The organism is Brucella daejeonensis (assembly GCF_014199265.1).
Lineage (GTDB): Bacteria > Pseudomonadota > Alphaproteobacteria > Rhizobiales > Rhizobiaceae > Brucella > Brucella daejeonensis.
On sequence record NZ_JACIJG010000009.1, the window covers coordinates 32,973 to 46,555 of the forward strand.

The following is a 13,583-nucleotide window of genomic DNA, read 5'->3' on the forward strand; positions in this document are numbered from 1 at the left end:
CCCCATTTACGGCAGCAGGATACTCGTGCCCGTCGTCTTCCGCGCTTCCAGTTCCTCATGCGCCTTGCGCGCATCCTTGAGGGCATAGGTCTGATTGATTTCGATCTTCACGACACCGCTTGTCACCACATCGAAGAGTTCAGCCGCCGACTTTTCCAGATCGGCACGCTTGGCGATGTAATTGAAAAGTGTCGGGCGCGTCGCGAAAAGCGACCCCTTCTGTGCCAGAATACCGAGATCGAAAGGCGGAATGATACCAGACGACTGGCCGAAGCAGGCAAACATGCCAAGTGGCTTCAGGACGTCAAGCGAACCCATATAAGTGTCGCGACCGACCGAGTCGTAGACCACGTCCACGCCTTCACCGTTGGTAAGTTCACGCACCCGTTCGGCGAAGTTTTCCGTGCGGTAATTGATCACGTGATCGTAGCCATGTTTTTTGGCGAGTGCGATTTTCTCGTCCGAACCCGCCGTACCGATAACGGTTGCGCCAAGACGCCGGGCCCATTGCCCCGCAATGAGGCCCACGCCGCCCGCCGCCGCGTGAAACAGGATCGTCTGGCCGGGTTCTACACGGAAAGTACGGCGCAGGAGATATTGCGCGGTCATGCCTTTCAGCATCATCGAGGCGGCGGTTCTGAGATCGATTGCGTCAGGTACCCTCACCAGCCTGTCCGCCGGCAGGATACGTTCGTCCGCATAGGAACCGGGCGTTGCGACGTAGGCAACGCGGTCGCCCACATGCACATTTTCAACGCCTGCACCGACAGCGGTTACCGTGCCCGCACCCTCATTGCCGGGCGTGAACGGCATTTGCGCAGCTTTATAAAGCCCGCTGCGGAAATAGACATCGATGAAGTTCAGACCTATCGCCTCGTGACGAACCCTGGCTTCACCCGGCCCCGGCTCACCGATTTCGACGGTTTCATATTGGAGGACTTCAGGCCCGCCAGTCTGATGAACACGAATGGCATTTATCATGGTGCTTCTCCGGTCTTCTGCTTCTTCTCGACAACTTTTCTGGCCTTGGCGAGCGCCGCTTCACGGCCGAGGCTCGGGAAAAGCTGCATGATCGCGCCAATGAAATAGATGTATAGTCCGGTGACGGAAATGCCGATGCGAACCCAGAGCGGCGCATCAAGCATGTAATAAAGCGCGATGATGCCGGATGCACACCACAGCAGGAAAATCGTCAGATTAAGCGGGCGCAGCCGCACGACACGCACCGGATGGAGGAAATTGATCGGCAGGAAAGACAGGATCGCCGAGATCACAACCGTTGCAAAAGCGACCCATTCGCCCGGCTTGACGATAAAGAGCGTGAACACCACCATGTTCCAGACGACGGGAAAACCCTTGAAGAAGTTTTCCTTCGTCTTCATGCCCGTATCGGCATAATAGATCGCGCTGGAAACCACGATGATCGCACCGGATAAGAAGGACAGATTCGTCCCCATGAACCCGCTCTGATAGAGAGCGAAAGCCGGGATCAGAACATAGGTGACATAATCGATGATATTGTCGAGCATTTCGCCGGACCAGTTCGGCAAAACGTATTTGACTTCGAGCTTGCGTGCGATGGGCCCGTCGATGCCGTCCACGAACAGCGCCAGCCCGAGCCACCACCACATGGCCGTATAGCGCCCGTCGCTGGCTGCCACGATGGACAGAAACGCCAGAAACGAACCCGATGCCGTGAGAAGATGAACCGAAAACGCCTTGGCTTGCGGCGCGGTGACTTTCTTGGCTTTTAGTTTTCCGGTCAGTCTGGTTTTCACGCTGTCCGCCATTTCAAGTTGTCGCCGTGTAGATTCCGCCCAAATTGCTCCTAGAGACGGCGAATAGATACAATCTGTTGGACACGCATACACCAAACAATCCGACGTCCCCAATCTTCAAGACCAGTCATGTGCTTTTTTCCCTGAAAAAAGTCACCGATCTTGCAGAAGCTTTCACTGAATAAGAGCAAAAGAGCAAGTAAGGCATGAGGCAAATCCGCCATAATCCCACGGAAGAATGGCCTTTTGGCCGCAATTTGGTTTAAGTGCCGGTCAAAACTATCCGGCAGGAATCATCTCACCGCAGACAAGCGACCGCGAGTGATCACGGGACCGCCATTCTGGATCAGGGACGCAACACGATGAACGATCTGATTGTGAACAAGCCTCTTACCGATATTATCATCAGCGGCAGTGGACCAGCCGGAATGATGGCGGCTCTGGCGCTCGGCGAGAAGGGTTATCGAATCGTGTTGATCGGACCCGAAACGGACAAGGGAGACCGGCGCACGACCGCGCTCATGATGCCTGCGATCCGGTTTCTGGAAGGATTGGGCGTCTGGTCTGAGATAGAACCCGAAGCAGCACCACTGGCCTCCATGCGTATCGTCGATGCCACACGGCGCCTCGTAAGAAGCCCCGTCGTGACTTTCCGGGCCGGTGAGATCGACGAAACAGCTTTCGGCTATAATATTCCAAACGCCATCCTGAACGAGAAACTGGCCGAGGCTGTGGCGCGCAATGCGAATATCCAGCGCGTCAACAATACGGTCATCGAATACCGCCACAATGACGACCATGTGAGTATCACGCTTTCAGGTGGAGATACGCTGCACACGCGACTGGTTGTGGCGGCGGATGGGCGTAACTCCATGGCACGTGAAGCTGCGGGCATTCGTACGCGCCGCTGGAGCTATCCGCAAACGGCGGTCGTACTATCCTTCTCGCACACGATCGACCACGAAAACGTCTCGACGGAATTCCACACCGAAGAAGGCCCCTTCACCCAGGTACCGCTGAAAGGCAAGCGTTCCAGTCTTGTATGGGTGGTCAATCCCGACCGGGCCAAAAAGCTTCTGGCGCTTGACGATGCCGCGCTTGCCGCGCACATCGAGGACATGATGCAATCCATGCTGGGCAAGATCGAACTGGAAATCAGACCGCAGGCATGGCCCCTTTCCGGCCTCGTGCCGCATGTCTTTGCGGCAAAGCGCACGCTCCTGATCGGTGAAGCCGCGCACGTATTTCCGCCGATTGGCGCTCAGGGACTCAACCTCGGTTCGCGCGACGTCGAAACGCTGGTCAAGGCTGTCGAAAGCGACCCCGTCGACCCCGGATCGGATCGCGTCATTCGCGCCTATGATCGCGCGCGGCGCCCCGACATTCTTGCGCGCACCGGCTCCGTCGACGCACTCAATCGCTCGCTTCTTTCTTCGATGCTTCCTGCCCAGATCGTGCGTGGGGTCGGACTAGAAATGCTGCGTTCATTCGCGCCGCTACGCGCCTTCTTCATGCGTGAGGGTCTTCGTCCGGGTAGCGGTTTTGCCAATCTCATTCCGAAACTGCCGAGTCTGCCCGACCGGCGCGGCGGAAAACATACCGGCTAAGCGCGCCGCCTTCCAGAACCGGATACCGCGACCCGACAGGAATACTGGGGCCTGCCGACTTTAATTTGTCGTGCGGTGGACTACATTAGCTTGCATGGGCATGACACAAATAAAGCACGCGAAATTCCAGATCGGTCAGGTCGTCAGACACCGATTATTCCCGTTTCGCGGGATCATTTTCGATGTCGACCCGGAATTTGCAAACACGGAAGAATGGTATGCTTCCATTCCGGAGGAAGCGCGTCCGCGCCGAGATCAACCATTCTATCATCTTCTCGCCGAAAACGAGGAATCCGAATATGTCGCCTATGTCTCGGAGCAAAACCTCGTACCGGATATGAGCGGCGAACCCTTGCGTCATTCTCAGATCGACGAGATATTCGAGCGGCTGGATAATGGAACCTATCGCGTGAAATCGCAACATTCCAATTAGGCTGTGTTCTCAAGCGGTAGATTAAACAAAAAAGGGCGCTCAGGGCGCCCTTTTTTATAACATGCCGGACAGCGGATTAGTTGGCTGCGCCCTTGGCCTTGTCCTGTTCAGCCTTCATCTTGGCTTCAAAATCCTTCTGGCGCTTCTGGACCGCATCCTGAAGTTCCTTCTGGCGTTCTTCCAGTTCGGACTGCTTGAGAGCCGGACCGGTCAGCGCGTTGGAGAATCCCGTGAGAGCAACCGGAATCGGGTTCGGCTTGTTCTGATAGTTGACAGACGTCAGGGTCAGCTTGCCGCCCTTCTTGAGCGCATTGATGAGATCATCGGTCAGCGGAGCTTCCGCGATGCAGCGATCCGGGAAGCAGATGCCGTATTCGAGCTTGACCGGCTTGTTGCTGTCGATCTGGAGGCCGACACCGGCCGGAATCAGACGGCCGATGGGAACCGTCACCTGAAAGATCTTGCGGTTGATCTTGCCCTTGATCTCAATGAGGTTGACGGCCGTAAGGAGCTGGCCGGAATCGGCCGTGACGATGTTCTGCGTGTTGCAGATGTCATTGTCTTCCTGCTTCGAGCAGACCTTGAACCAGCCCTGCGGTGGCTGCTGCTGCGCAGATGCAGGCATCGTCGCGGTGGCAAGCAGGGCGAACGCGCCAGCAATGGCAGATGCGGCAGCGATTGTCTTCGTGCTGGACATGATCAACAGGTTCCTTTCAACGCTCTGATCTATAGTTCCCGTTCTGTGTTTTAAGTCAGCGATAGACCGTCACTGATTTGAAAATGCGGCAACAGCGTGACCTTTGAGGACTTCCGTCCCCATCCAGACCTAATTCGAAGCCGTGTTACAACGACTAGGGCCATGAATCCAGACAAGTTTCGACATTCACGTCCAGGAATCCGCCAGAATCTCTATTTTGGTCTCCACTGTCACGTGCCGGACACGCCCTAATTCCGCACATAATGTACGATCATGCTAGTTTCCTGTTTCGAATCGCCGCTGCTCAGCGACGACCATCAAACTTATTTACACTGGGCGACTGAAGTTGAACGGATTGATTGCCATTTTCCGCAGAGCTGTGTTTGCGAGTCTTGTCGGATCGGTCATCGGCATGACGGCAGCGCGGGCCGTTGCCCAGACGCAGCCAGATTACGCGCTCTCGATGCACGGAGACGTGGCGCTACCGGCGGACTTCAGCCATTTCCCTTATGCCAATCCCGACGCACCAAAGGGTGGCGCGCTCACGATGGGTGTTGTCGGCACCTTCGATAGCCTCAACCCGTTTGTGCTGAAAAGCATGCGCACGACGGCGCGCGGGCTGTTTCTCGACGGCGAATTGGGCAATCTGGTTTTTGAACCATTGATGCAGCGCTCCCGCGACGAGCCTTTCACACTCTATCCTCTGCTAGCTGAGAAAATCTCCATCGACCCGGATCGCAAGTGGGTCGAGTTCACACTGAACCCGAAAGCGAAATGGTCGGACGGCGAGCCGGTTACAGTGGACGACGTACTCTTTACCTATGACATTCTGACCGAAAAGGGACGCCCTCCCTACAACAACCGGGTGAGCCGCATCGAAAAGATCGAGAAGACTGGAGATCGTTCTGTCCGCTTCATCTTCAACGACAAGTCGGACCGTGAGTTTCCGATGCTCATCGCGTCCATCACGCCCGTGCTTCCAAAGCACGCCATCGATCGCGAAACATTCGGCAATTCCTCGCTGAAACCGCCTGTCGGAAGCGGTCCCTATATCGTGTCCGACGTGCAGCCCGGCCAGCGCATTATCTACAAGCGTAATCCCGATTATTGGGGCAAGGATCTGCCGACACAGACTGGCCTCAACAATTTCGATACGTTGAGCATCGAATATTATCGAAACGAGACGTCATTGTTCGAATCGTTCAAGAAGGGCCTGCTCGATGTTTTCATCGAAGCCAACCCTACCCGTTGGGAAAAGCTCTACGACTTCCCGGCGGTAATGCAGGGCAACGTCGTCAAGGACAGCTTTGAAAAAGGCACGCCCGTCAACATGCTGGGCTTCGTATTCAACACGCGGCGACCGATTTTTGCCGACCGTCGGGTGCGCCAGGCTCTCGGTTTGCTGTTCGATTTCGAATGGGCCAACCGCAATCTTTTTGCCGATCAATATCGCCGAACCCAGAGTTTCTGGGAAGGTTCGGAGCTTTCATCGGTCGGCAAACCAGCGGATGCACGTGAAAAGGAACTGCTTGCCCCCTTCCCGGATGTCGTTCGGGAAGATGTGATGAATGGCACCTGGCACCCGCCCGTGACGGACGGGAGCGGCCATGACCGGGCGCCCGCCAAGAAGGCCTATGATCTCTTGACAGAAGCCGGCTTCCGTTTCGAACGCGGTCTTGCGATCGATCCATCTGGCAAGCCATTCTCATTCGAGATCATGACGCGCTCGCCCGATGAGGAAAAAGTCGCGCTTGCCTATAAGCGCAATCTTGCACGTCTCGGCATTACTGCGGAGATTCGTACAGCGGATGACGCTCAATACCAGCAACGCCTCCAGACTTTCGATTACGACATGATCCTCGGCGCTCTGACAGGCTCGCTTTCGCCCGGCAACGAACAATGGATGCGATGGGGGGCTGCATCACGCGATATTCAGGGCAGTTTCAACTATGCGGGTGTTGCCGATCCCGCCGTCGATGCAATGATCGAAGCGCTGCTGGCCGCAAAAAGTCGCGTCGATTTCGTTAGTGCGGTACACGCGCTCGATCGCGTGTTGATATCCGGCGATTATTATATACCGCTTTATCATCTCCCTTATCAGTGGGTGGCAAGATGGAGCCAGATCGAACATCCCCGGAAGACACCGCTTTACGGTTACCAATTGCCGACATGGTGGCGCGCAAAGCAATGACTTGTCTTTAAGACAGCTGTAATCCACCCTACATGCTTCAACTATATTATGAATCTCATGCGGGAGTTGCGCTCTCGCACTCTGCTGCACGGAGACACCGCCATGGCTATCAGAAAGATTACAATCGATGTCGTTTCGGATGTCGTCTGCCCGTGGTGTTTCCTCGGGCGAAAGCGGCTGGAGGCAGCGTTGGCCATGGTGCCGGAGGTGGACGCCGAGGTTCGCTGGCGTCCGTTCCAGCTTGACCCGACCTTGCCGCCGCAGGGTAAGGATCGCAGAACCTACATGCGCGAGAAATTTGGCAGCGGCTCGAAGATTGACGATATCCATAAGCAACTGACCGATCTTGGCGAAGAGAATGATATCGTCTTCGATTTCGATGCGATCGCCCGAGCACCAAACACACTCGATGCGCATCGCTTGATCCATTGGGCGGCGCAGGCGGCTCCCGACACACAGGACCGTATGGTCGGACTGCTATTCTCGCTCTATTTCGAGCAGGGACAGGATATTGGCGATCATGAAGTGCTGGTCGATGCGGCTGCAAGTACAGGAATGGACGCAGCAGTCGTTGCGAGATTGCTCCAGAGCGATGCCGACAAGGCGACTGTCCGCGAGGAAATAGACACCGCCAGCCGTATCAGCGTGCGCGGTGTGCCCTGCTTCATCATCGATCAGAAATATGCCGTCATGGGCGCGCAAACCGCCGATGTTCTGGCCGACGCCATCCGCCAGACGGCCGAAGGTTTTGAGCCGGGAATTTCCGAAGATCGGTAAGATTCACTCCGCCGCGATTTTAGCAAGCTGTGTCATAATGACGGCTGAACCGTTGAGGCGCTTTTCCGGCGTCGGCCAATCGCGGATGAAAACGATGCTCTGATCCGGTCTGATCTTGGCCAGGGAACCCTGTTCGCCTATCATCTTCACCAGTCCAACCGGATTGTTGAAAGTCGCCTGACGGAACTGGATCACCACGCCCTTCGGCCCGGCATCGAGTTTTTCGACATTGGCGCGGCGGCACAACGCCTTGATATAGACGATCTTGAGCAAGTGCTGCACTTCGTCCGGCATCGGGCCAAAACGGTCGATGAGTTCAGCGCCGAAGGCGTCAATGTCCTGCGGTTCTTGCAGATCGGCCAGACGGCGATAAAGACCGAGGCGCAATTGCAGATCGGGCACGTAAGCTTCCGGGATCATGACCGCCGTGCCAATCGCAATCTGCGGCGACCACTGGCTGTCTTCGACCTCGATTGTGCCCTTGAGCGTCGCCACCGCTTCTTCCAACATTTGCTGGTAAAGCTCGAAACCGACTTCCTTGATATGACCGGACTGTTCTTCGCCCAAAAGATTGCCCGCGCCGCGAATATCCATATCGTGGCTGGCAAGCTGGAAGCCCGCGCCAAGCGTATCGAGCGATTGCAGAACCTTCAGGCGACGTTCCGCCATCTGGGTCAGCATTTTGCCGGCCGGTAGCGTGAACAGGGCAAAAGCGCGCTGCTTGGAACGCCCGACGCGACCACGCAACTGGTACAATTGCGCCAGACCGAACATATCGGCGCGATGCACGATCATCGTATTGGCGGTCGGAATATCAAGCCCCGATTCCACGATGGTCGTGGACAACAGCACGTCATATTGCCCGTCATAGAAGGCGTTCATAATGTCATCAAGCACCCCCGGCGCCATCTGCCCGTGAGCGGTCGCCACTTTCAACTCCGGCACATGGTCTTTCAGAAATTCCTCAATGTCAGTGAGGTCGGAAATGCGCGGGACGACATAGAAACTCTGGCCACCGCGATAGCGTTCGCGCAACAGCGTCTCGCGGATGACAAGCGGATCGAAGGGCGAAACGAATGTGCGCACCGCCATGCGATCCACCGGCGGCGTGGTAATCAGCGACAATTCGCGCACGCCGGTCAGCGCAAGCTGCAAGGTGCGTGGGATTGGCGTCGCGGACAGGGTCAGCACATGCACGTCGGATTTGAGTTCCTTCAGACGTTCCTTGTGCTTGACACCGAAATGCTGCTCTTCATCAATGATGAGCAGGCCGAGATTCTTGAACTTGATGGAAGAGCCCAGCAGCGCATGGGTGCCGACGACAATATCGACAGTCCCCTCTTCCAGCCCTTTTTTGGTAGCCGCCAGCTCCTTCGCGCCAACCAGTCGCGAGGCATGGGCAACATTGAGCGGCAGACCGTGGAAACGCTTGGAGAAAGTCTTGAAATGCTGGCGTGACAGAAGCGTTGTCGGCACGACAATCGCCACCTGAACGCCGCACATCGCAGCGATGAAGGCAGCGCGTAAGGCTACTTCTGTCTTGCCGAAACCGACATCGCCGCAAATCAGGCGATCCATCGGCTTGCCCAAGGCAAGATCATCGGCCACCGCCTCAATAGCATTGAGCTGGTCTTCGGTTTCGTCATAGGGGAAGCGCGCGGCAAATTCAGCATAAAGCCCATCCGGTGGCGTCATCACCGGCGCGCCGCGCATCTGGCGTTCGGCGGCAATCTGTATCAGATGACCGGCGATTTCCAGCAGGCGTTTCTTGAGCTTGGCCTTTCGTGCCTGCCATGCGCCACCGCCAAGCTTGTCCAGAACGGCATCGGAGCCTTCCGAACCATAGCGCGACAAAAGCTCGATATTTTCGACCGGTAGGAACAGCCGGTCATCGCCTGCATAATGAATTTCAAGGCAATCATGCGGCGCACCTGCCGCAGTGATTGTCTTGAGGCCGATGAAACGTCCGATACCGTGATCGACATGGACGACGATATCGCCAGCCGTCAGCGATGCGGCTTCGGCAATGAAATTCTGGTCGCGCTTGCGCCGTTTCGAGCGGCGAATGAGACGGTCGCCCAGAATATCCTGTTCGGCCACCACGACCAGATCGCCTGCGTCAAAACCGCTTTCGACAGCCAGTACCGCTGCGGTAACCTTGTCGCGCGACAGAGCCTTGACTGTCGAAAGACGATCCACTGTCTCGATCTTTTCCAGCCCATGCTCGTCGAGCACCTGTAGCAGACGGTCTAGCGAGCCTTCACTCCAGGCCGCGACCAACACCTTCTTGCCGGATGCACGCAAATCAGCGATGTGCTTTACTGCGGCTTCGAACAGATTTACGTCGGTGGCAGCACGTTCCTCGGCAAAATTGCGTCCCTTATGCGCGTCCGCATGGATGATCGTGCGTCCCGCCACATCCGGCACGCCAAAGGGCGTCAGATCGATACGCCGACCGACAATCGCATCCTCCACCGCCTTCGGCGTCAGATAGAGCGTTTCCGGCTTGACCGGCTTATAAGGAACCGCATCGCTGCCCGCCTCCTTGCCTTCGGCCTGACGCAGCCGCGCTTCATAATGATCGACCACCATCGTGTGGCGTTCGGCCAGTGCTTCCAGCACCAGATGATCGAACACCACCGGCATGTTGCCTGCATGGTCGAACACGGTTTCCAGATGATCGTAGAAGAGCGGTAGCCAATGCTCCATGCCTGCAAAACGGCGGCCTTCGCTGATCGCCTGATAAAGCGCATCGTCGCGCTGCGGCGCGCCGAATATGGCGACATAATTCTTGCGAAACCGGCTAATCATATCCGGCGTGAGCGTGATTTCGCTCATCGGCTGGAGCACGAATTCCTTGCGTGTGCCGATGGTGCGCTGCGATGCGGGATCGAAAGCGCGGATGGTCTCCAGCGTATCGCCGAAGAAGTCGAGCCTCAGCGGTTCTTCCGCGCCCGGCGCATAAAGATCGAGAATGCCGCCGCGCACCGCGAATTCGCCAATATCGCGCACGGTAGAAACGCGCTCGAAACCGTTGCGCTCCAGTCGTGCCGCCAGTTCGTTCATATCGAGCTGGTTACCCGGACGAGCTGAAATAACCTGTTCGGCGATAGCCGCCTGTGGCGGCAGTTTTTGCAGTACCGCATTGGCCGTGGTGAGCACGACTGCGCGATGCGGTGCTTTTTTGAGCGCCGCCAGCGCACCAAGTGCCGTGAGCCTGCGCGCCGCTGCATCCGCGCCCGGTGACACGCGGTCATAGGGCAGGCAGTCCCATGCGGGCAGATGCAGAACCGGCAGATCGGGAGCGACAAACCCCAGCACTTGCTCCAGATCTGCAATGCGTTGTCCGTCACGCACCACATACATGATAGGCCCGTTTTCACCGATCTCCTCCACCAGTCGTGCGAGACAGAACGCCTCGAAACCGTCGGCAACGCCGTCGATCACGGTATGGCGTCCAGTGGTGGATTTAAGACCGAGCTTGCTGAAAACGGGCATGGGTAATTTAAAACTCTATGCGGTCGCGGAAGGCAACAATATCGCGGAACAGCGGCGTATCATGTTCAGACGGGATTGGGCTTTCGCCGGTCACCCATTTAAGAAGGTCGCGGTCCAGCACTTCGAGAATCTGCTCGAACTCGTCAAGCTGGGCGTCTGTGAAACCGACAATATACTGATCGGCATATTGCCCCAGAATCAGATCCATCTCGCGCATGCCACGATGCCAGGCGCGAAACAGGAGCTTGCGCCGCCGCACGTCGAGAGTTTCAGTCGCAAGGGTGCTGCCAGTCATGTCGGAATTGCTCCATTATATAGATTGCAGCCGCTATATAGCATCTCTGCACCCTGTGGGAACCTCTTTTACACCTAGAACAAAAAGAGTACATAAATTGCTTTCCGGGCTTGCGTGCGGCTGCGAAGCAGTTAATGCTTATTATATGCGTCCATCCCAGCTCGACCCGTTTTTTGCGTCTGTTCGTTCACTTTCCGGCATTGGCCCGAAAGTATCGGTTCTGCTTGGCAAATTGCTCGGAACCGATGTGCCGGGCGCGGAGCCGAAAGTCGGCCAGCTTCTGTTTCTGCCACCGAGTAGCGTTATCGACCGACGCAATCGCCCCGGCATCGCTTTTGCGCAGGAAGGCGCCATCGTCACGCTGGAAGTCACCGTTGATCAACACCAACCGGCACCGCGCGGCGGCAATGTTCCCCATCGCGTCTTCGCTCATGACGATACCGGCGAAATCGCGCTGACCTTTTTCCATGCACAATTACCATGGCTGGAAAAAATGCTCCCGGAAGGCGAAACGGTGATCGTGTCGGGCAAAGTGGAATGGTTCAACGGACGCGCCTCAATGGTGCATCCCGACTATATTGCCAGCCTTGAAGATGCCGCCAGTCTGCCGCTGGTGGAGCCCGTCTATCCGCTGACGGCGGGCCTGTCGCCCAAAACGCTGGCGCGTGCCGTGCGCGAAGCACTGACCCGCGTGCCCGTGTTGCCGGAATGGATCGACGGCCCCTTGCTGACGCGGGAACGCTTTCCAGCCTTTCGCGATGCGCTTTCTACCCTGCATCAGCCGCAGGATCCGTCCGATATCGCGCTGGAAAGCATCACACGGCGCAGGCTTGCTTATGACGAGTTTCTGGCCGGACAACTGGCACTGGCTCTGGTGCGCGCCAAGACACGGCGGCTGTCCGGGAGACCGTTGGAAGGCACGGGGCGCATCGTTACTGAGATCATGCACCACCTGCCCTACCGCCTGACCAAAAGTCAGGAACAGGCGGTGCGCGAGATCATCACCGACCTCAAATCGCCGGAGCGCATGTTGCGGCTTCTCCAAGGCGATGTCGGGTCTGGCAAGACGGTGGTGGGGCTTTTATCCATGGCACATGCAGCCGAATCCGGCGGTCAGTCGGCGCTTATGGCCCCGACGGAAGTGCTGGCGCGTCAGCATTTTGCGACCATTGCGCCGCTGGCCGAAAAGGCCGGTTTAAAAGCCGCCCTTTTGACCGGACGCGAAAAGGGCAAGGAACGCGTTGCCGTCCTGGAGGGGCTGAAGAATGGTGAAGTCAATATCGTCATCGGCACCCATGCGCTGTTTCAGGAAAAGGTCGAATATCACGATCTGGTTTTCGTCATCATCGATGAACAGCACCGTTTTGGCGTGCATCAGCGTCTGATGCTGACCGCCAAGGGCGCGGCACCCGATATGCTGGTGATGACGGCAACACCAATTCCGCGCACCTTGGTGCTGACTGCCTTTGGTGATATGGACGTGTCAAAACTCACCGAAAAACCTGCCGGTCGCCAGCCGATTACCACGGCCATTCTCCCAATGGAGCGCATGGGCGAACTGGTGGAGAGAATTCGTAAAGCAGTCAACGAAGGGCAGAAAATCTATTGGATTTGCCCCTTGGTGGAGGAATCCGAGCATGTCGAACTGACCTCCGCCGAAGAGCGTTTTGAAAGCCTCAAATCCGTTTTTGGTGACCGGATCGGTCTTATTCATGGCCGCATGAGCGGCGCGGAAAAAGACGAGACCATGCACGCTTTCAAGCAAGGCGAAACGCGGCTTCTGGTGGCAACAACAGTGATCGAAGTTGGCGTGGATGTGCCCGACGCCACCATCATAGTCATCGAACATGCAGAACGTTTCGGCCTGGCGCAATTGCACCAGTTGCGCGGGCGTGTTGGGCGCGGCGACAAACCATCGACCTGTATGCTGCTTTATAAAGGCCCGCTTGGCGAAGTTGCGCAAGCACGGCTGAAAGTGATGCGCGAGACGGAAGACGGTTTCCGCATCGCCGAAGAAGACCTGAAACTGCGCGGCGAAGGTGAACTGCTCGGCACGCGCCAGTCCGGCTCGCCGGGTTTTCGTCTGGCTTCCATTGAAGCCCATGGCGATCTCTTGGAAATCGCCCGCAAGGATGCGCGCTATATTCTGGCAAGCGATACCGATCTTGAATCCGAACGTGGACAGGCATTGCGCGTACTGCTTTACCTCTTCGGACGCGACGAAGCGATCAGGCTTCTCAGAGCAGGATAGCAAAATGGCCGCATTCGCGGCCATCTCGATTAACATATCAGAAAAATTACATAATT

General features: G+C 56.8%; 10 protein-coding genes. 5 read left to right on the top strand and 5 right to left on the bottom strand.

The annotated features are described in order from the left end of the window. Positions 1 to 6: 6 nt before the first annotated feature. Entirely contained in the window at positions 7 to 981 is a 975-nt protein-coding gene (locus tag FHS76_RS12815; protein ID WP_183653081.1) for a quinone oxidoreductase family protein, read from the bottom strand. Next, positions 978 to 1,790, bottom strand: coding sequence for a phosphatidylcholine synthase (gene pcsA, locus FHS76_RS12820; RefSeq protein ID WP_183653084.1), 813 nt, complete (start codon positions 1,788 to 1,790; stop codon positions 978 to 980). Before pcsA ends, FHS76_RS12815 begins: the two co-directional genes overlap by 4 nt. 350 nt (positions 1,791 to 2,140) lie before the next feature. Between pcsA and FHS76_RS12825 the strand changes: the two genes are divergently transcribed. Both FHS76_RS12825 and hspQ read left to right on the top strand, forming a co-directional pair. Then, positions 2,141 to 3,385, top strand: a complete 1,245-nt coding sequence (locus FHS76_RS12825; protein WP_183653087.1) for a UbiH/UbiF family hydroxylase — start codon at positions 2,141 to 2,143, stop codon at positions 3,383 to 3,385. A 94-nt stretch (positions 3,386 to 3,479) separates the two neighbouring features. Further along, positions 3,480 to 3,818, top strand: coding sequence for a heat shock protein HspQ (hspQ, locus tag FHS76_RS12830; RefSeq protein ID WP_183653090.1), 339 nt, complete (start codon positions 3,480 to 3,482; stop codon positions 3,816 to 3,818). Positions 3,819 to 3,894: 76 nt separating this feature from the next. On the opposite strand, the gene FHS76_RS12835 is transcribed toward hspQ, so the two are convergent. Beyond that, on the bottom strand, positions 3,895 to 4,515 hold the full coding sequence (locus FHS76_RS12835) for an invasion associated locus B family protein (RefSeq protein WP_183653093.1): 621 nt from the start codon (positions 4,513 to 4,515) through the stop codon (positions 3,895 to 3,897). Positions 4,516 to 4,927: 412 nt separating this feature from the next. Between FHS76_RS12835 and FHS76_RS12840 the strand changes: the two genes are divergently transcribed. Then, positions 4,928 to 6,706, top strand: a complete 1,779-nt coding sequence (locus FHS76_RS12840; RefSeq protein ID WP_183653460.1) for an extracellular solute-binding protein — start codon at positions 4,928 to 4,930, stop codon at positions 6,704 to 6,706. Between the two features lie 102 nt (positions 6,707 to 6,808). Beyond that, complete coding sequence (locus FHS76_RS12845) at positions 6,809 to 7,483, top strand: DsbA family oxidoreductase (RefSeq protein WP_183653096.1); 675 nt, start codon at positions 6,809 to 6,811, stop codon at positions 7,481 to 7,483. 3 nt (positions 7,484 to 7,486) lie between these two features. Here FHS76_RS12845 and mfd read toward each other — a convergent pair whose 3' ends face one another. Then, on the bottom strand, positions 7,487 to 10,981 hold the full coding sequence (gene mfd, locus FHS76_RS12850; RefSeq protein ID WP_183653098.1) for a transcription-repair coupling factor: 3,495 nt from the start codon (positions 10,979 to 10,981) through the stop codon (positions 7,487 to 7,489). 7 nt (positions 10,982 to 10,988) lie between these two features. Continuing rightward, positions 10,989 to 11,276, bottom strand: a complete 288-nt coding sequence (locus FHS76_RS12855) for an FAD assembly factor SdhE (RefSeq protein WP_183653100.1) — start codon at positions 11,274 to 11,276, stop codon at positions 10,989 to 10,991. 145 nt (positions 11,277 to 11,421) lie between these two features. Between FHS76_RS12855 and recG the strand changes: the two genes are divergently transcribed. After that, positions 11,422 to 13,527 (top strand): ATP-dependent DNA helicase RecG, encoded by a 2,106-nt coding sequence (recG, locus tag FHS76_RS12860; RefSeq protein WP_183653103.1) that lies wholly within the window; start codon positions 11,422 to 11,424, stop codon positions 13,525 to 13,527. The last annotated feature ends 56 nt before the right edge of the window (positions 13,528 to 13,583 follow it).

Bases quoted from the DNA above. Each gene is read 5' to 3' on its own strand.
- FHS76_RS12815 (WP_183653081.1), bottom strand. From the start codon at position 981: ATGATAAATGCCATTCGTGTTCATCAGACTGGCGGGCCTGAAGTCCTC.
- pcsA (WP_183653084.1), bottom strand. From the start codon at position 1,790: ATGGCGGACAGCGTGAAAACCAGACTGACCGGAAAACTAAAAGCCAAG.
- FHS76_RS12825 (WP_183653087.1), top strand. From the start codon at position 2,141: ATGAACGATCTGATTGTGAACAAGCCTCTTACCGATATTATCATCAGC.
- hspQ (WP_183653090.1), top strand. From the start codon at position 3,480: ATGGGCATGACACAAATAAAGCACGCGAAATTCCAGATCGGTCAGGTC.
- FHS76_RS12835 (WP_183653093.1), bottom strand. From the start codon at position 4,515: ATGTCCAGCACGAAGACAATCGCTGCCGCATCTGCCATTGCTGGCGCG.
- FHS76_RS12840 (WP_183653460.1), top strand. From the start codon at position 4,928: ATGACGGCAGCGCGGGCCGTTGCCCAGACGCAGCCAGATTACGCGCTC.
- FHS76_RS12845 (WP_183653096.1), top strand. From the start codon at position 6,809: ATGGCTATCAGAAAGATTACAATCGATGTCGTTTCGGATGTCGTCTGC.
- mfd (WP_183653098.1), bottom strand. From the start codon at position 10,981: ATGCCCGTTTTCAGCAAGCTCGGTCTTAAATCCACCACTGGACGCCAT.
- FHS76_RS12855 (WP_183653100.1), bottom strand. From the start codon at position 11,276: ATGACTGGCAGCACCCTTGCGACTGAAACTCTCGACGTGCGGCGGCGC.
- recG (WP_183653103.1), top strand. From the start codon at position 11,422: ATGCGTCCATCCCAGCTCGACCCGTTTTTTGCGTCTGTTCGTTCACTT.